Annotated in this window: 15 protein-coding genes; 5 read left to right on the forward strand and 10 right to left on the reverse strand. The window is 64.1% G+C overall.

The features are described from left to right. Nucleotides 1–156 precede the first annotated feature (156 nt). The gene (locus tag E1956_RS22005; RefSeq protein ID WP_197732850.1) at nucleotides 157–1,788 is read left to right on the forward strand and encodes an MFS transporter; all 1,632 of its coding nucleotides are present in this window, start codon (nucleotides 157–159) and stop codon (nucleotides 1,786–1,788) included. Between the two features lie 210 nt (nucleotides 1,789–1,998). On the opposite strand, the gene E1956_RS22010 is transcribed toward E1956_RS22005, so the two are convergent. After that, nucleotides 1,999–3,426, reverse strand: coding sequence for an aldehyde dehydrogenase family protein (locus E1956_RS22010; RefSeq protein ID WP_134752897.1), 1,428 nt, complete (start codon nucleotides 3,424–3,426; stop codon nucleotides 1,999–2,001). Nucleotides 3,427–3,594: 168 nt separating this feature from the next. After that, nucleotides 3,595–4,761, reverse strand: coding sequence for a helix-turn-helix transcriptional regulator (locus E1956_RS22015; protein WP_232071516.1), 1,167 nt, complete (start codon nucleotides 4,759–4,761; stop codon nucleotides 3,595–3,597). A 260-nt stretch (nucleotides 4,762–5,021) separates the two neighbouring features. On the opposite strand from E1956_RS22015, the gene E1956_RS22020 reads away from it, so the two are divergent. After that, nucleotides 5,022–6,365: a UbiD family decarboxylase gene (locus tag E1956_RS22020; protein WP_134752901.1), complete on the forward strand. Its 1,344-nt coding sequence runs from the start codon at nucleotides 5,022–5,024 to the stop codon at nucleotides 6,363–6,365. Beyond that, nucleotides 6,362–6,952 carry a UbiX family flavin prenyltransferase gene (locus E1956_RS22025; RefSeq protein ID WP_134752903.1) on the forward strand — a complete coding sequence of 197 codons (591 nt, stop codon included), beginning with the start codon at nucleotides 6,362–6,364 and terminating at the stop codon, nucleotides 6,950–6,952. The genes E1956_RS22020 and E1956_RS22025 overlap by 4 nt, the downstream gene beginning before the upstream one ends. A gap of 191 nt (nucleotides 6,953–7,143) precedes the next feature. Here the strand turns inward: E1956_RS22025 and E1956_RS22030 are convergent, their stop codons facing one another. The 6 genes from E1956_RS22030 to E1956_RS22055 all read right to left on the reverse strand — a co-directional run bounded on the left by E1956_RS22030 (nucleotide 7,144) and on the right by E1956_RS22055 (nucleotide 14,508). Beyond that, nucleotides 7,144–8,064, reverse strand: a complete 921-nt coding sequence (locus tag E1956_RS22030; RefSeq protein WP_134752905.1) for an ABC transporter permease — start codon at nucleotides 8,062–8,064, stop codon at nucleotides 7,144–7,146. Continuing rightward, a complete protein-coding gene (locus tag E1956_RS22035; protein WP_232071518.1) occupies nucleotides 8,061–8,864 on the reverse strand; it encodes an ABC transporter ATP-binding protein in 804 nt (267 codons plus the stop codon). The genes E1956_RS22030 and E1956_RS22035 overlap by 4 nt, the downstream gene beginning before the upstream one ends. Before the next feature lie 29 nt (nucleotides 8,865–8,893). Beyond that, nucleotides 8,894–9,928 carry an ABC transporter substrate-binding protein gene (locus E1956_RS22040; RefSeq protein WP_134752909.1) on the reverse strand — a complete coding sequence of 345 codons (1,035 nt, stop codon included), beginning with the start codon at nucleotides 9,926–9,928 and terminating at the stop codon, nucleotides 8,894–8,896. 89 nt (nucleotides 9,929–10,017) lie between these two features. Further along, on the reverse strand, nucleotides 10,018–11,457 hold the full coding sequence (locus tag E1956_RS22045; protein WP_134752910.1) for a protoporphyrinogen/coproporphyrinogen oxidase: 1,440 nt from the start codon (nucleotides 11,455–11,457) through the stop codon (nucleotides 10,018–10,020). A 24-nt stretch (nucleotides 11,458–11,481) separates the two neighbouring features. Next, nucleotides 11,482–13,260 carry a thiamine pyrophosphate-dependent enzyme gene (locus E1956_RS22050; protein WP_134752912.1) on the reverse strand — a complete coding sequence of 593 codons (1,779 nt, stop codon included), beginning with the start codon at nucleotides 13,258–13,260 and terminating at the stop codon, nucleotides 11,482–11,484. Between the two features lie 93 nt (nucleotides 13,261–13,353). Continuing rightward, nucleotides 13,354–14,508, reverse strand: a complete 1,155-nt coding sequence (locus E1956_RS22055) for a porin (protein WP_134752914.1) — start codon at nucleotides 14,506–14,508, stop codon at nucleotides 13,354–13,356. Between the two features lie 456 nt (nucleotides 14,509–14,964). Between E1956_RS22055 and E1956_RS22060 the strand changes: the two genes are divergently transcribed. Together E1956_RS22060 and E1956_RS22065 are read left to right on the forward strand one after the other, a co-directional pair. Next, nucleotides 14,965–15,426, forward strand: coding sequence for a type 1 periplasmic-binding domain-containing protein (locus tag E1956_RS22060; protein WP_134752916.1), 462 nt, complete (start codon nucleotides 14,965–14,967; stop codon nucleotides 15,424–15,426). Between the two features lie 2 nt (nucleotides 15,427–15,428). Continuing rightward, nucleotides 15,429–16,271, forward strand: coding sequence for an aspartate/glutamate racemase family protein (locus tag E1956_RS22065; protein WP_232071520.1), 843 nt, complete (start codon nucleotides 15,429–15,431; stop codon nucleotides 16,269–16,271). Between the two features lie 43 nt (nucleotides 16,272–16,314). Here the strand turns inward: E1956_RS22065 and E1956_RS22070 are convergent, their stop codons facing one another. Both E1956_RS22070 and aguA read right to left on the reverse strand, forming a co-directional pair. Beyond that, nucleotides 16,315–17,412 carry a polyamine ABC transporter substrate-binding protein gene (locus tag E1956_RS22070; RefSeq protein ID WP_134752918.1) on the reverse strand — a complete coding sequence of 366 codons (1,098 nt, stop codon included), beginning with the start codon at nucleotides 17,410–17,412 and terminating at the stop codon, nucleotides 16,315–16,317. A 122-nt stretch (nucleotides 17,413–17,534) separates the two neighbouring features. After that, the gene (gene aguA, locus E1956_RS22075; protein ID WP_134752920.1) at nucleotides 17,535–18,641 is read right to left on the reverse strand and encodes an agmatine deiminase; all 1,107 of its coding nucleotides are present in this window, start codon (nucleotides 18,639–18,641) and stop codon (nucleotides 17,535–17,537) included. Between the last annotated feature and the right edge of the window lie 31 nt (nucleotides 18,642–18,672).

Below are 18,672 nucleotides of genomic sequence, written 5' to 3' on the forward strand. Positions count from 1 at the left end.
AATCCTCGAAGTGGGGCCTGCTCTGGTAGCAGCAGGAGTGACGCCGCACATCCGATCAGACCAGAAAGCTAGGGATTCGGGTGTAAGGTCCGCGCGGGGGTTGTGCGTGCAGGCCCAGGGCAATCATAGTCGTGTCAACGCAACACGACATCCGTCGTGATCAATCACATGGAGACGAGGAGCAACGAGATGGACTCAACCGCACCCGCGCGATACACCACGGAGGAAGCCCACGCATCCCGATGGGTCGTGCTCGGCGCATCGCTGGGTACCGTGTTCGAATGGTACGACTTCTTCCTGTACGGCAGCCTTGCAACCTATTTCGGTGCCTGGTTTTTTCCGCCGGACAACCAGACTGCCGGCTTGCTGGCGAGTCTCGCAACGTTTGGCGCAGGATTCGCGGTGCGCCCACTGGGTTCACTGGTTTTCGGCCGGCTGGGCGACATGGCCGGACGCAAGAATACCTTCCTGCTTACGATCATCCTGATGGGTGTCTCCACGGCAGCAGTTGGCGTGCTCCCGACCTTCGCGCACATCGGCTGGACCGCACCGGTACTGCTGGTCGCATTGCGCCTGATACAGGGACTCGCGGTGGGCGGCGAATTCGGTGGCGCGACCGTGTACATCGCCGAGCATTGCGCACCGCGCGTACGCGGCTGCAAAACGAGCTGGATTCAGATCACAGGTTCCGCGGGATTCCTGCTGGCCACGGTGGTGATCTTCGCCGCGCGCGCCCTGATCGGCCCCCAGGAGTTTGCGCAATGGGGCTGGCGCATACCGTTCGGATTTTCCCTGATCCTGCTGGCCATTTCGATCTGGATTCGCTTCAAGCTCGACGAGTCACCTGTCTACCTGAAAATGAAGGCCGCGGGTCAGGTGTCGAAAGCCCCGCTCACCGAAGCCTTCGCGGAGCCGCGTAACCTCAGGGCCATGTTCGTCGCGCTGCTTGGAGGCACCATGCCGCTCGGCGTGACCTCCATCGCCGCATCGGTCGCACCGCTCGTCCTGCTATCGGGGCCGCTTCATGTCGATGCCCTGCAGGTGTACGGCATGATGGCAATCGCCCTGATCGTGACGCTACCGTTGTATGTGGTATTCGGCAGTTTGTCTGACCGGATCGGAAGGCGCAAAGTCATGCTATGCGGTTGCTTCCTGGCGCTTGTGACGTGCTATCCCGTGTTTGCGTCGCTGGGTCGTTATGCGAATCCGGACCTGGTGGCGTTTCAGCAGCGCGTGCCCATCACGGTCGCCGCCCGCGATTGTCACGTGCACTTCTTCGTTACGCCGAACACACAGCTGTCGGCCTGCGACCAGGCCAGGCAGTTTCTGTCCCGCGCCGGCGTGAACTACAGCAGCCTGCCCGCAGAAGGGACCGATGACGTCGTCACGCACGTTGGCACCACCACCCTGACGGGGTTCGACGAAGCGCATTACAAGGCCACGCTGGTCGCGGCCGGCTGGGTGCCATCGGCCAATCCTGCCCGCATCAATCACGTTGCCGTAACTTTGCTGCTGATGATCCTGCTAGCCTGCACGGCGATGATCAGCGGTCCGATGGCCGCTTACCTGAGCGAGCTCTTCCCGGCACGCATCCGTTACACCGCGGTTTCTTTCCCGTTTCATATCGGCAACGGCTGGTTCGGCGGCTTCCTGCCACTGGTGATGAGCGCACTTGCAGCCAGCACGGGCAATATGATTGCCGGCGTGGCCTATCCGATCGTGACGCTGGCCGTGGCATTCGTAGTCGGCCTGCGCTACATGCACGACGTGCCAGTCAAGTCGATGTAGGCCGGTATTCGATCTAGCGAGCTGGACCCAGGCAGCCCGATCAGCAAATGCTGATCGGGCTGTTTCGTTTTCGGTAGCTCATGACGGACTCCACACGCCACCATGGCACCCTCAGTTGCCTGCTCGAGCGCCCAATAAAAAAACCAGAACCGTTTCAACGATTCTGGTCCAGGGAGAATCGGCACGATCGAATCGTGCCCGGCCCGCGCTTTAGTCTGCCGTTTCCGAGAGCTTGTCGAGGCCGGCAATCGCTCCTTCATTCGCAAGCAGCGCACGCTTGCGTACATAACGCATGATGCTCGTCGCACCATAACGCGAACCGCCCATGCCCGATTGCTTGAACGCCGTTTTCTCGCCATCGAACATCATTACGCGCGGCAATTCGGTGTCGTTGATACTGACGCCGCCCGCTTCCATCTTCGTTGCGAAGTCGCCGGCAGTATGCGTGTCGGGACCGAACACCGCGCCGCTCAGGCCATAAATAGAATCGTTCATCAACTGCTCAGCCTGCGCGTCGCTGGAAAAACGCATCACAGGGACGATCGGGCCGAACGTCTCTTCCGTCATCAGCTTCATGTGGTGATCCGCGTTCGTGACAATGGTCGGATCGATCCAGACGGCGCCGTCCACCGTTTCGCTCTTGCCGCCGAGCTTGATCGAGGCGCCCTTGTCGAGCGCGTCCTGCAGTTGCGCGTCGATGATCGCGGCCTGGCGCTCAAAGATCATCGGACCATAATGCCCGCCATCACCCACCGCGTAGCTGCGCCGCAGGCTCGCGGCCTGCGTGCACAGTTCGTCGACGAGCGCGTCGTAAAGCGATTCGTGGGCATAGACCCGCTCGATCGCGTAGCACACCTGACCAGAGTTGTAGAGCGCACTGCGCAGGATGCTGGTGGCCGCGCGCTTGACGTCCGAGCCCGCGAGGACCACGGCCGCGTCCTTGCCGCCTAGCTCGAGGAAAGCGGGAATGAACGCCTGTGCCGCCGTGCCCGCGATCTTGCGCCCCGTCGGCACGCTGCCGGTAAACACCACGGCGTCCGACTGCGCGACGAGCGCCGCCCCGGTTTCCGCTGCGCCGGTGACGAGCGTGATCACACCGCGCAGCGCCGGCACGGCTTCGATCGTGCGACGCAGCGGTTCGACAAAGCGCGGCGTGACTTCGCTCGGCTTGATCACGACTGCTGCGCCTGCCACGAGCGCCGGAATCGCGTCGATGAACGACAGCACCAGCGGAAAATTCCAGGGGCTGATCACGCCGACAACCGGGTAGGCGGGATACGTGACCTTGAACACGACGTCCGGATGCGCGTCGAGCTTGCGAAACGGCGTCGCGAGCACGTTCGGGGCGTGTTCGCAAAAGCCGTGGATGAAGTGCACCACGGCGCCCAGTTCTTCGGCGGAGATGCGATGGCGCGCGGTATCGATCGACAGCGCCGTGACGATGTCGTCACGATGCGCTTCGAGCTGGGCGGCCCATTCGAGCAGCGCCGCCGTGCGATGTGGCAAACCACCCGCCTCCCACGCGCGCTGCGCGTCGCGCGCTTCGGCAACCGCCGCGCCGATCTGCGCGGCACCCATATTCTCGATTTCGTAGTCGGACACGCCAGTCCGAGGATTGCGTACAGCAATAGAGGTCATCGTATTTTCCTTCCGTTGCGAAATGATCGCCAGACACGCGCGGTCGACTGCGCGGCTCAGGCGATGTCGATTCATGCTAGCAACGGAAGAACGCGGAGAATACGCGCGCAGGGGCAATACAGCCGTTTTCCTAAATCAAAATGCGCGATGCAAACGCATCGGCAGCGCTCACGCCTCGTCAGACGGCATGCGCGTTCCCGCAGCCCTGCGCGGCACGTCATTCTCCGGTCCGCGATGCGCAATCTCGCGTACTGCCGCAACCCCGTTCGCCGGCGGCAACACGGCCTGGGATGATCCGGGCGCGATCGGACTGGCGAGCCGGCGCGCATCCTTCGGCGCGAAGCCGAAGTAGTCGCGAAATGCCGCTGTAAAGCTCGTCTGGTGCTGATAGCCGACCGCCAGCGCGACCTGCCCGACCGGCTGACGTTCCTCAACAAGCAGGCGCAGCGCGTGATTCATCCGGCAGCGGTGACCATACTCGAAGATCGTCATCCCGTAGAGGAACTTGAACCCGCGCTTGAGCTTCGAGGCGTTCGTCCCGACCGCGCGCGCAAGTTCGGGAATCGTGGGCGCGAGACGCATGTCGCCGACGATCATCTCCCGCGCCTGCTCGATCAATCGTAAATCGCGGGCCGAAAGCGTCTCACCGGGGTTATCGGCGTGCGCGTGCGCCAGCCACATCTCGATGCATGCGCAAAGGATTTCGGTGCACTTGCCTTCCAGATAGAGCATCTGTCTGGCACCCCGGTACGGCGAGGCGAGCAGTTGCCCGGCAATTTGCAGCGCCTCGACACTGAACGGCATCTGGCGGTTATAGATCTGATCGAACCTGACTGCTGCCAGCTCCGCGCGAATACGGTCGGCCTCGCTGCCAAGCGCGTGCAGCAAGCGGTCGAAATAGCGCTGGGTGACATAGAGCCCGACCGATTGCCACGGGCCTGGCCCACACGTCACCTCGTAGCGCACGTCGGCGCCCTGCCGGCACACGAGCAGATTCGGCGCGTTGACCTGCAGTGTGCCCGTATCGGAGAAGTCGACGCTTGCCGGCCCCGCCAGCGAAAAGTGGAACTCCACGAAGGACTCGGGCAGCACGCTCTCCGAGCGGCTGTGCGCGTAATTGCAGTCGGAAATCACGAGGAAGATCTCGTCCCGAATGCTGGCCATGCGCCAGACACCCTCTTCCGCGTCGCCCGGCACCGGCACCACGGCGCCGTACAGGCCGAATTCCGGCACGCTGATGCAGTCGGGCCGCGTGCGCAAATGGTCGAACGCCTCGGTCAGGCGAGACTCGGGTCCGGCAAGCGTGGTACGGAACAGACCAGATGACGTCGGCATATCGGGCTCCCGGTAAAGGCCGGCTCGGCCGTCTGGCATTATCCCGCTCGCCGGATAGGTGCGCAACGCGGACCCGGCGAATATCTCGCAGATAAAAACCGCATTTCCTAGCTCGGCGCCCCGATCGATGCATTGCCGCCGCATCACCGCGGGTATAAGTCGAAGATCGGCCTCACCGCCCGGCGACAGGACGCCTGTTTGCCATCGCGCGGTGTGCCGTCAATGATTTCGCCCCCTCTTTGAACGGAAGCCGCCACACGATGAGACACTACCTCTCCCGCCTGCGCTCGCGCGGCGAACTGCTGAGCGTCAAGCGCGAGGTCGATCCGCGCTACGAAATCGCCGCGGTCGCCCGCCGGCTGCAGCAGGAAACGACGAAGCCTGTGCTATTCGAAAACGTTCGGGGCAGCCGCCTGCCCGTGCTGATGAACCTCTACACCGACCACCAGCGCCTGTGCGAGATCATCCGCTGCGAACCCAACGAAACGTTTTGCGCGCGGCTCGATCGCGAGATTTCGCTCGCCACGACACTCGAGGCGCCAACCGAACGCGCCGCGCCCCCAACCGACTGGATCACGGGCAAGCTCTCGGATCTGCCGATCCCGACGTATCACGCGCGCGACGGCGCGCCGTACATCACCGCCGGGGTATTCCTCGCGAAAGACCCCAATACCGGCCGTACGAATCTGTCGTTCCATCGCTCGATGGTCATTTCGGATGACGAACTGCGCATCCGGCTCGGCAGCACCCACGATCTCGCGCGCTTTCAGCAGCAGGCCGAAGCGCGCGGCGAACCGCTCGAAGCGGCCATCCTGATTGGCGCAGACCCGGAAATATTCATGAGCGCATGCGTGTCGCTGCCGCCCGACGGCGACGAGCTTGCGCTTGCTGCCGCCATGCGCGGCGGCCCGATTGCGATGCGCCCGGCGCGCACGATCGATCTCGACGTGCCGGTTTCGGCCGAGATCGTCATCGAAGGGCGCATCCTGCCGAACGTGCGACGCCCCGAAGGTCCATTCGGTGAGTTCATGGGCTACTACGTCGAAGTCGGCGAGAACCATGTATTCGAAGTCACCCACGTTGGCTGGCGCGAAGGCGCGGTCTTTCAAGGGCTGATCTGCGGCTCGCATGAGGATCTTCGCCCGCTCGAGGCCGCCACCGCCGCGCGCATCTACAAGGCCATTTCAGGCCAGGTGCGCGGCGTGCTCGATGTGAGTTGCCGGCCCACCGTGATGAACACGGTCATCAAGCTCGACAAGCAGTATGAAGGCCACGCGCAACACGCGCTGCTGGCCGCGCTCGGCTCGCACCTCGACTACAACAAGCTCGTCATCGTGGTGGACAAGGACGTCGACATCTACAACATGGAGGACGTGATCTGGGCGTTTCTCACGCGCGGGCGCGCCGATACGCGCACCATGGTGCTCCATGACGTGCCGGGCTTCTACCGCGATCCGCACAAGGACCACTGGGGCCGTCTCGCGATCGACGCCACGCGTCCGTGGGGCCGCGAGGCCGAGTTCGAGCGCAAGACCATTCCCGGAACTGAGCAGGTGGTCCTCGAAGACTACCTGCCGCATTTCTCGGCGCGGGCGGCGACGTGACCGGCGCCGCGCAAAAACGCGTCGTCGTCGCGATCACGGGTGCGACGGGTGCCGTGTATGGCGTGCGGCTGCTCGAGATGCTGCGCCGCTGCGGCGTGGCCACGCATCTCGTCGTGTCGCGCGCGGGCTGGATGACGCTGCTCGACGAGACCGGCCTCGAGCGCAACGCGCTGCGCGACATGGCGAGCGTCTATCACGATCAGAACGAGGTTGGCGCCAGCATCGCCAGCGGCTCGTTCCAGCACGACGGCATGGTGATCGCGCCGTGCTCGATGAAGACGCTGGCAGCCGTCGCGCACGGCTTCGACGACAACCTCGTTTCCCGGGCTGCGAGCGTCACGCTCAAGGAGCGCCGCAAGCTCGTCCTGCTCGCGCGCGAGACGCCGCTCACGCTCGCGCATCTGCGTAACATGACCCTTGCGGTCGAGATGGGCGCGACGGTGATGCCGCCGCTGCCGGCGTTCTACGCGAAGCCCGACAGCCTCGATGCGATGGTCGACTACACCGTCATGCGCGTGCTCGACCAGTTGCATATCGAGCCGCCCGCGGCCATGCTGCGCTGGCAAGGACTGTCCGCCGCTCGCTAGCCTTCTCGAGCCGGTCACGCGCGCATTGGGCCGCATTATGGCCGCTAAGCGCGTGGACGGCCGGCACGCACACCGATTCCCTTCACTTCCCCACAACACGAAAAGCCCGGCATTGCAGATCCTTTCTGCAATGCCGGGCTTTGCTGATCAGACGTAATGGCAGGTTCGGTGCAAGCCCGCCGTGTGTGCCGTCAACCCGCCTGCACCCTCGCCATGGCTGATTTCCGGCGATTGCCGCCACGCTTCTTGCGCTGCGCCATCGTGAGCAGCGTGCCGAGTACGAACAGCGACGTGACGAGCTTCAGGTCCGACGGCTGGAAGCCGATCACGAGCACGATAGAGATCAGCTGGAAGTAGACGATCGAGCCCAGGATCGGTGCGAGCACCTGGCGCACCATCGACCGGTTACCAATGATCGCCTCGCCGAGCAGCAACGCCGCGAGCCCGTTGACCAGCACGCCAAAGCCCATGTTCACGTCGGCGAAGCCCTGGTTCTGCGCGAGCAGCGCACCACCCAGCGCCGCGAACAGATTCGCGAGACCCAGACCCGCCAGCGTATAAACCTTGACGTTGATGCCCTGGGCCTTGGCCATGGACGGACTCGACCCGATTGCGCGCATGGCCATCCCGTGCTGCGTGTCGAGGAACCAGAGCACGCCTGCGCCGAGCACCGTATCGATCGCACCGAGCATCAGGATACGCGGCAGATAGCCGCCGCCCGCGTCCGGCAGCCACGAGAAGACGCTCGCATAGGCAAACAGTGCCGAGTTCGGCTGCCCCATCACGCGGATGTTGACCGAGTACAGCATCGAGAGCACGAGAATGCCGCACAGCAGTGTGTTGATCTTCGCTTTCTCGTGGATATAGGCGGTAAGCAGCCCTGCCATGAAGCCGGCGAGCGTGCCGCCGAGCAGTCCGATCACCGGATTGAAGCCCATCATCAGCAGCTTCGCGCACACGCAGGCGCCGAACGGGAACGAGCCCTCGCCCGTCATGTCCGCAAAGTTGATAATACGGAACGGGATCATGATCGCGAGCGCGATCAACGCATAGGTCAGACCCTGCATCATCCCAACGGGGAAAAGTCCGATAAAGCCACTGATCAGGTTCATGCGTTCACCGTTCGTGTCATGGGGGGCTCTTCGTTGAAGGTCGCCATGAGGCGCTCCATCGTCATCGCGCGTTTCGCCTCGCCAGTCAGATCGCCGACGATGCGCCCGTCGCGCATCATCACGAGACGGTTGCCGAAATCGAGTGCGTGCTGCATGTTGTGCGTCACCATCAACGTGGTCAGTTTCGCTTCGCGCACGACCTGCTCGGTCACGCGCATCACGGTCGCGGCGGTACGCGGGTCGAGTGCAGCCGTGTGCTCGTCGAGCAATAGCAACAGCGGTCGTTGCAGCACCGCCATCAGCAGCGAAAGCGCCTGTCGCTGGCCGCCGGACAACAGCGACGCCTGAGCCTTCATGCGCTTTTCCAGACCCAGGTCGAATGACGCGATGCGCTCGCGAAACGCCTCGGACTGTGCGCGCGTGAGCCCACGCCCGAAGCTGCGCGCAAGACCGCGCTGGTTCGCGACGGCGAGATTTTCCTCGAGGCTCAGCGCGGCGGCCGTGCCGATCGACGGGTCCTGGAACACGCGGGCGATGTACTTCGCCCGCCGGTGCGTTGGCAGCGCGGTAATCTCGCGGCTATCGATCGAGACCACGCCCTCGTCTGGAATCACTTCGCCCGCGAGCATGTTCAGGAAGGTCGACTTGCCCGCGCCATTGCCGCCCACCACCACCGCAAAATCGCCGGGCATGAGCTTGAGCGACACGTCGGTCAATGCAATGCGCTCGTCGACAGTGCCGGCATGGAACGTCTTGCTGACCCGCTCGACGGACAGGAGCGGGCTATCCTTTTCAACCATCGTCATCACCCTGGCAGAGCGCCGTAGTTTCAGTTGATCTGGCATTGGCAATCCTCGAAAGACTTGGGAACGGACAGGCCCAGTTTTGCGAACTGGCCGCGGCTGATCGACGTGACGTAGTCTGTCTTCGCTGGTTTCATGACCGGCAGCGTCGAAGTCGGCGCGCCCTTCAGGGCCCGCACCGCCACCCGCGCCGCGTTTGCGCCAACCGACTCGTACGACACCGCATACGATGCGTCGGCCATGCCCTTCTTGATCAACTCCGTTTCCGAGCTGATGACCGGCACCCTCATCCGTTGCATAGCAGCGGCCACCGCGGGAATGGCCGATTGCACAAGGTTCGATCCGGTGAGATAGACGAATCCGACTCCGTTCAGCAACTGCGCGCGCTGCGTGATGTCGTTCACGCTGTCCACGCTGACCGGCTTGAACTCGAGCCCGGCGCGCGCGGCGGCTGCCTGCAGCGCCCGCGTCGTCACGACGTCATTGGCCTCGCCCGAGTCATAAAGCACTCCGAAAGATTTCACGCCCGGCAAGAGTTTTTTCGCGAACGCAAGAACCGCATCGAAGTCCTGCAGATCGGACGCGCCGGTGAACCGGTCGCTGCCGTGGGTCCAGGCCGGCGTGAGCCCTGCCGCGACCGGGTCCGTGACCTCCGCGAAAACGAGCGGGATGCGGCGATCGGCGACGGCGGACAACGCGACCTGCGACACGGACGTCGTCAGGGTCAGGATCAGGGCGGGATGCTTCGACTGGAGCTGCGAAAACATCTGCGGCATGAGCGCCTGCGTGAAATTCGCATCGCTATACGCGTAGTTCACTGTCTTGCCCTCCACGTAGCCCTCGCGTGCCATCTCGTCCTTGAACCCCTGGATGGTTCTGGCGAGCGACGGATGCGGTCCGAGGTTTGCAATGCCGACCGTCACCGGCGGGCTGGCCTGTGCGCTCGCTGGCGCGGGCGCAGTCAGCCAGCCGGCAAATGCAGCCAGGCCCGCGATGAGCGCCGTCCGCCATGCCTGCTGCGGAAAGGGCGTGTGAAAAGATGGAGAGGTCGATTCGTTCATAGCATGGGTCCAGTCGCTGTCCTAGGTGGGGAATTTGTAGCATCGAGACTGCGTTTGAACTTATTCAAGCCGCAGCTATTGCCGTTTCGCTAAGAAATCGTTCGCTTTGCCTGGCTGGCGACGCGCTCGAGCACAATTGCCGCGGCGCGCTCGCCACTCGCGCAGGCTCCGGTGAGGAGCGCCTGCGAAGTCCAGTCACCGCAGTAGACGACCGGCCGCCCGGACGCGCGCGCGGGGTCTTCCTGCCAGCGCCAGAATGCGCGCAGTCGCTCGCCGTAACCCGGTGCGAATAACGGCAGCTTGCGTGGTATCCACTGATTGACAACAGCCACGACGTGGCGATCGAAATCCGGAATGCGCGCGCGCAACTCCGCGCGGATCAACGTATCGATGTCGTCGGTGCAGCCGCGCTGTTGCGCCTCCTCCACGGCCTCGGGCGTCAACTGGCAATACAGCTGCGTGAGCGGACGACCGCTCGCGGGCGCGGCGGGCATCTGCTGGAACGTCGAGATGCGGCTCGGCAAGTCGCGCGACGCGAATTGCATCAGCGCGGGCAGCGGCTGTGCGAAGCCATAGTGGACGACCCCGAGCGCGTTGTATCGCACTGCGGCCAGCATCTCGCGCTCCGCGCCCTGAGGCGTACGGATCAGCGCGCCCGCAAGCGAGCCTTCAACCGCGCAGACCACGTGGTCGGCCTCGAGCGTCGCGCCGTCCGCAAGCGTCACCGCAACTCGCACGACATCGGCCTCGCACCGGTGCTCGACCGAGACCGCGCGCGCGCCGGTTCGCACCTCCAGTTGCCCGGCGAGCGTATGGCAGACGAGCCCCATGCCGCCTCGCAGCGTATGGACCGTGTCCTCACCCACGAGATGCGGCACCGTGGTGCGATAAAACAGCGAGGACAGCGTCTCCGGATTGAAGCTGCGTGTCGAGCGAAACACCGGCTCGACGAGGCTCGCAAGCGCATGCGGGCCAATTTCGCCGCGTATGTAATCGGCGAGCGTCAACTGGTCGGCAGCGGGATCCACATCGAGCGCGCTGATCGCCCAGTCCGGATCGACGCGGCCCCTCTGTCCTCGCATCCGCATGGCATGTGCGATCAGCGCGAGGCGCTCGCCCATGGGCAGGCCCGGCGTCAACAACGAACGCGCCGTCGGCATCAGTTCGATCAGATGGTCGCCGCGCGATGTCACGCAGCGCGCACTCAGTTTGCGCAGGGGAATCAGCGCGTCGCCCAGCGCAAGATCGGCAATCAGACGGTTGAATGCGCGCCCGAAAGGATAGACGAGCCGTGCGCCGCTGTTGAAAGCGATCTCGCCAGAGCGCCGGTCGCCCATGCGGCCACCGACCGTATCGGCGGCCTCGAGCACCGTTACACGCAGACCGGCCTGATGGAGCCGGTACGCCGCCGTGAGGCCGGCAATGCCGGAGCCGATCACCACAACGCTCGCGCCATTGCCGCGTTGCCTTTCGGCGACGATGGACGGATTGCGCGCAAGCGTGTCCGCTGAATAGAGTTTTTCAGTCATCTCACACGAAATTACGTTCAGGGTTTACACGAGCGGCTTGCCGACAGAGCGCGGCACACGCAGTTCGATCAGCTTCACGCCTGGCCGCGCGAGCGCTTCGGCAAGCGCAGGGGCGAACCCGGCCGTCTCTTCGACCACCCATCCCTGTGCGCCAAAAGCCTTCGCGAGCGCAGCGAAATCGATCATGCCGAGTTCGGTGCCGACACTGCGACCGAACATGCGACGCTGCGCGCCGTCGATCGCGCCGTACGCGCAGTTGTTGACCACCAGCACGAGCAGCGACACGCCAAGGCGCACTGCCGTCTCCAGCTCCTCCACGTGCATCGTCAGGCAGCCGTCGCCGGCAATCGCAACGATCTGGCGTTCCGGCGCGGACACGAGCGCCGCGCCGATGGCCGCCGCGAGGCCATAACCCATCGCCCCGCTCTTCGGCCCAAGCTGGGTCCCGTAGCGGCGATGCTTCAAATAGCGCTGCGGCCAGACCGCGTACGCGCCCGCGCCGGACGTGATGATCGCGTCGTTCTCTAGCGCGTCGTTCAGCGTCGCGTAGACAGCACGCAGATCGACGGGGCCTTCGCAGCGCCCGCCCGACACGAAAGCGAGCCGTGCCGCGCGCGCGTCCGCGAGCCACTGCCGGCGATCCTCGAGTCTGCCCGGTGCGATCCATGGATCGGCCTGGGCCATCCCGGCCTGGGCCATCCCGGCCTCGGCCATGCTCTCGCGATACCAGGCATCGACCGCCGCATTCGGATCGGCAAGCAGCGCCAGATCGGCGTGATAGACGGCGTTCAGTTCGCCTGCGTCGGCGTGGACATGCACGAGCCGCTGGGCATGCTCACGCCGGGCAGGATCCGGATCGATCAGCGCGTAGCCCTTGAACCCTTCTCCGAGCGTATTCAGCTCGCCGAGGCGGCCATTGAGCACGATCAGCAGGTCCGCTTCGGCCACACGCGCCGCAAGCGCCGGATCGATACCGATGCCGATTTCGCCGATGAAGGCGTCGTCGTCGTGATCGACCAGATCGCGCCGCCGATACGTGGTCGCCACCGGTATCGCGTGCCGATGTGCGAGCTCGGCGAGCCGCGCCAGCGAACGCTGCTGCCAGCCGGTGCCGCCCGCGACCAGCAATGGCCGGCTCGCTTGCCGCAGCAGGTCGCGCAGCGTAGTGAGGTCCTCCTCCCCGATGGAAGGCCGTGGCACGGACGGCAACATCGGCACCGGCGCGCGCGCATGCGCCTGCGCCACGTCTTCCGGCAGCACGAGTGCCACCGGTCCACGTCGTCCGCTCATGGCGATGCTCCAGGCACGTGCGAGCATCTCTCCAATCCGCTCCGGTGCATCGATCGTGCCGACCCATTTTGTCAGGGGTCCGAATGTTTCAGGAAAGTCTTCGTAGCCGAGCATCGCTTCACGGCCGGAGATCGCGCGGCTCGCCTGACCGATGATCAGGATCATCGGCGCGCTGTCGGTAAAGGCGGTGTGTACCGCGAGCGTCGTGTTCAGTGCACCTGGCGCGCGCGCGACGACACATACGCCCGGCTGCCCGCTTAACTGCCCGATCGCCTGTGCAGCATAGGCACAGCCGGCTTCATGGCGAAAGCTCGCGAGCGCGATCTGCGGTGCGTGGACCGCCAGTGCATCGATGACTTCCAGCACACCCTCGCCTGGAATGTACGTGACGGCGGGCACGCCGAAGGCTGCCAGCGTATCGGCCAGGATTCGCGCACCGCTCATTGCAGGCTGCGCATCAACGGGCGCCGTGCCGTTGCGCGGGGCGTCGCCTGCTGTTCTTTCTTGATTCATCTGCTCCTCGGCATGTGACTCATCCTCCAATGCGCATCCCGCCCAGGCCGACGCGGGATGCATACGGCTTCGCAGCTACCCGGCGCGACGCGCTCAGAACCGGTGGTAAATCCCCGCCGTGACCGCGACCTGGCGATTGCTCGACGATGCACCACCGCCACCGCTCGCATACTCGATATTGGCGTGCTGGGCATCGCCCGCCGCCAGCTGGAAGATGCCGACGAGGTACAGTGCGGTGCGCTTCGAGAGGAAATAGTTGTTGATCAACGAGAACTGATGATATTGCGGGCGAAAGTCGGTCGGCTGCACGTCGCCGAGGGTATACACGTAGTCGAAATTGACCTGATACGCCGGCGTGAAGAAGTGACTGACGTTCGCTTCGATGTTGGTATAGCTCGCCCGCCCGTTGCTCAGGCCGAGCTGCGCGACGCCGAGGTTGTCGTAGCGGCTGTGCGTCACGACGAGTCCAGCGAAGGTGCTCTGCGTGAATGCATACTGCCCGCCCGCGCCGTAGATTTCCATGCTGGAGGGCGAGATCGCATAGGAGAGGGTTGGCGAGGCGGGCGAAATCGAGGCGAACTGCGAAGTATTCCAGAGCCCCTCGCTGGCCGCCGCCGCCGGATGATTCATGCGCATGTACGCGGCCGACAGCTTGACGCTGCCCTGCGCATAGTTCACGCCGAAGCCGAGCGCGCTCTGATTGCCGAAGCTGCCCGCCACGCCGCCGAAGCTGTACATCGCGCCCACCTGCAGGCCCCGGTACGACGGCGACACATACTTCACAGCATTGTTCGTGCGGAACTGGTAGTTGAAGTTGTTGTTGTCACCCACAGTCGCGGTGTAGCCGTTCCACATGAGCGGCGACGAATACTGTGCGAGCCAGTCCTGGGTGAGATCGTACTGGCGTCCGAAGGTCAACGCGCCGAAGCCGTCGTCCTGCAGGCCGACGAATGCCTGGCGGCCGAACTCGCGATTGCCTTGCGCCGATGCCCCCGTGTTCGGATTGAAACCGCCCTCGAGCACGAACACGCTGCGCGTGCCGCCGCCCAGATCCTCGACACCGCGGAAACCCCAGCGGCTCGGGCCGTTTGCCGTTCCCAGCGACGCGCCTTTGAGCGAGTTGTTCGAATAGATGAGGCCCTCCATGATGACCCCGTACAGGGTGACGCTGGAACCCGTCGTACTGCTCTGCGCGTGGGCGGCACAGGCCACTGAAAGTAGCAAGGCCGTGGTACAGATACGTTTCATCTCGATAGTCCGGTGATAAGGCGCTGAGGAACGGAAACTGCATGGTTCGGGTCGTGCACGGCGCGTTCATGCACGAACGCGTTCGCAGGACCAGAGCCTAGAAAGTGACGCCATCCATGACAATCGCATCAAAATAGTTAGAACCGTTTTCCTTCATTTGAGAATCGCTTCACTAGGAGTTTGCCGACGCCATCTCCTGCGCCGGGTGTCAATTCACTCTTCGCGGTTTTTATCGTCGGTGGAGAGATGAGGTGATCGCAATAGATGGCGCGGCGTCCTGCCTGCCTGCTTCGACTGCGAATGCGAAGACAGAGTGAAACAGCCGGAAATCGTAGGCAAACGGAACTGCTTTTTTGGCGAGATGGGCGCCGGCACCCACATGGGCGAGAGTGGCAGTAGCAGGCCGCCGCCGCGACTGCCCCGCGCATCGCCCCTTCCCTTCGAGACCTGCACGCCATGAATTCGAGCCGCATCCGAGCACGTCAGATCGTCCGGCGTCTCAGCGCACCGGCTGCATGCGTCGCCGCAACCGCGCTGTCGCTCGCCGCGCTCGCGTCCAGCAAAGCGAGTGCGCAGACGCCAGTCACGCAGGCGGGCGTACATAACGTCAGCGACGCCGCGATTCCACCGGCGTTTTCGCAGGTCACCGACCCGGTGAAGGCGGGCATCGTGTCGGACTGGCAGCACGGCAGCAACCGGATCAACGGTGCGTCGAGCGTCACCGACTATCGCGCAGTGCTCGATTGCGCAAAGCGCGTATTCTCGAGAGAAAAGAAGTTCGGCATGCTATACAACGCCCTGCCGATCAATCGCGCGGCGCCGGCCGACTACAAAACGTTGATCAACCGCCGCAAGATGGCCGATCTCCGGTTGCCGGTGCCGGCCTCGCTCAACAGCTGTGCCTGCTTCGTGAACTGACCATGATGACGCCATCGCATCCAGGCCACCCGGACGCCTCTGCCGGAGAACCGTCCTGCGCGGCCGGCAAAGCCTGCGGCAATGTCACGCCAGCGCGCGCGACGCACAGGCGGTCGCGCACGATTCACGGCGTCGGGATCGGCATCCTGATGCTCGACACGGGTTTCCAGCGACTGCCGGGCGACATCGGCCACGGCGCCACCTGGCCGTTCGCTGTGCAGTATGGACTGATGAAGGGCGTCACCGGCCCACAGGTGATGGCCGCGACGGGCGGCGACGCGCAGGCCGCCGCGCCCTTGCTCGAGCGCTTCGTCGACGCGGCAGCGCAACTCGTTGCGCTGGGCGTCGACGGCATCGCGACCAGTTGCGGCTTCCTGGTCGCGTTTCAGGCGGCGCTCGCCGAGCGTTGTGCGGTGCCGGTCGCAACCTCCGCACTGCTGCAGATTCCGTCGATCGCGGCGCTGCTGCCAAAACGTGAGCGGGTCGGCATCCTGACCGCGCGCGCCGCGTCGCTGACACCGCTGCACCTGCGCGCCGCGCACGCGCCGGAGGATCTGCCGGTCGCGGGGCTGGACGAGGACAGCCGTTTTTTTCGCAACAGTCTCACCAATGCGCCGAGCGTCAGCTTCGACGAACAGGCTGCAGATCTGCTCGCGTGCGCGCAGCGGCTGCTCTGCGCGCATCCGGAGACCGGCGCGATCGTCAGCGAATGCAGCAACTTTGCGCCTTACTCAGCACTGCTCAGCGAGCGCTTCGGCGTGCCCGTGTTCGACATCGTCACGATGATCGAGTGGTTCCACGCGGGGCTGCGGCCGCGTTCGTTTGCGCGTTCGGTTGCACGCTGACTTCGTGCGCCGGGTCGCCCGCGGCCGCTATTCGCTCCGGACATTAGATCCCCGACTTCAGTTGACTCCATAACCGATGTTCAAGCCGAAGAATTTCAGCTGGCATTGGCTTGAGCGGATACAACGTTTTCATCACCGACTCCGGCGGATAGATGCCCGGATCGCTCGCGAGCTCCGGATTCACGTATTTGCGCGCCGCGAGGTTGGCGGTGGGGTAATAAACCTTGTTCGTAATCTCCGCATTGATTTCCGGCTTCTCGATGAAGTTGATCCACGCGAGAGCCGCCTCGGGGTCCGGTGCGTCTTTCGGGATCGCCATGATGTCGAACCCCACCGGCGCGCCACTTGTCGGAATCACATAGCTGATCTGGTAGGGCTTGTGCGCTTCGAGCGCACGGTGCTTCGCGATGTTCACGTCGCCGGAGTACCCGAGCGCGAGACAGATGTCCGCGCTCGCAAGATCGTTGATATAACCCGACGAGTTGAACTGGGCGATATACGGACGAATCTGCTTGAGCACATCGAAGGCGGCTTGATAGTCGGCGGGATTCGTGCTGGCCGGGTCCTTATGCAGGTAGTGCAGCACCTCGGGAAAGACATCGGTCGGCTCGTCGAGCACCGAGACGCCACATTGCTTGAGCTTCGCCGCGATTTTTGGATCGAGGAGCAGGTTCCAGTCGTCGATCTGCGCGTCGTTGCCGAGCACGGCCTTGACGCGTGTGACGTTGATGCCGAGGCCGATCGTCACCCACGCCCACGGAATACCGTACCGGTTGCCGGGATCGGCGTCCTGCACCATCGCCATGATGGTCTTGTCGAGATTGACGAGATTCGGCAGCTTCGACTTGTCGAGCCGCTGGTAAATGCCCGCGCTGATCTGCTTCGCCATGAAGTTCGCCGAAGGCACCACCACGTCGTAGCCCGTGTTGCCGGCCAGCAGCTTGGTCTGCAACGTGTCGTTGCTGTCGTAAACGTCGTACTTCACTTTGATTCCCGTTTCCGATTCGAAATTGGCAACCGTGTTCTCGCCGATGTAATCGGACCAGTTATAGACGTTGAGCACTTGCCCCGCACTCATCGCTATTGCGCTCGAGCCCAGCAGCGCGCAGCAAACCGCAGCCTTGCATAGAGACTGATTCATGACCTTCTCCCAGGGGTGGCCAGATCGGCCGAATGTCGTGCTGTTTCATCAGCGCGTGGCCGTGCTCCTCGCGCGTGAGGTTCACGCGTCTCACGCGCCGACGTGGCCTTTTAGCGCCGCCCTTAGCGCAATTGCGCGGCGTACTGAGGCGAGGTGATGCAGGCGATATTGCCGCCGCCCAGCAGGATCTCGCGGGTATTGGGGATGCCGATTATCCGGTGCTTCGGGAAGAGTGCGGCCAGCAGTCGCTGTGCCGGCAGATCGTTGGGGTCCCCGAACTCGGGCACCACGACGACGCTATTGCCCACGTAGTAGTTGATGTACGAGGCACAGATGCGGGTGCCCGCCACGCGTGCCATGGCGGCGTCGCCGTGATCGAGGCCCGCGGCCTCTTCCCCGGTCCACTCCAGCACCGCCGGAGCCTGCATCTTGTGGATTTTCAGCCTGCGCCCCTTCGCGTCCGTCGCTTGACTGAGGATAGCCCAGGCCTCCTGATAGATCTCGAACTGGGGATCGGCGGGATCGTCAGTCCATTGCATGACGAGCTCGCCCGGGCTGACAAAGCACGCGAGATCGTCGATATGGCCATCGGTTTCGTCGAACTTGCAGCCGCGCGGCAGCCAGATGACCTCGCTCGCGCCAAGGTAGTCGAGCAGATGCTGCGTCACGGCTTCCTTGCCCATAGGCGCATTGCGATTGACATTCAGGAGGCACTGCTCGGTCGTGAGGACCGTGCCCTCGCCGTCGCACTGGATACCGCCCATCTCCGCGATGATGGGTGCGCGGTAACGGTCGGTGCGTTCGGCCTCGAGTATCTTCTGGGCGATCTGGTCGTCCTTGTCCCACGGAAAGTAGATGCCGCCGTTCAGGCCGCCATAGGCGTTGAACTGGAAATCCACGCCGCGCACCTCACCCTGGTTGTTGAGCAGCCAGGCCGGGCCGCTGTCGCGAAACCAGGAATCGTTCACGGTCATCTCGAGCACGCGGACGTGTGGCGGCAGCATGGCGCGCGCGTTCGCGTACTGGCGCGACGACGCGCACACGGTAACAGGATCGCTTTCGGCAATGGCCGTCGCGATCTCCACCCAGACCTTTTGCGCGGGCTTGCCGCCATTGCGCCAGACGTCGGGGCGTTCGGGCCAGCCGAGCCAGCAGCCGGCCTTGGCCTCGAACTCGCCGGGGCAGCGGAAGCCGTCGTTGCGCGGAAGGGTGCTGAGGGTACGTGCCATGCGTTCGCTCCATGTGGTGGAAGGCGTGCCG

This window comes from Paraburkholderia pallida, from assembly GCF_004524855.1.
GTDB lineage: Bacteria > Pseudomonadota > Gammaproteobacteria > Burkholderiales > Burkholderiaceae > Paraburkholderia > Paraburkholderia oxyphila.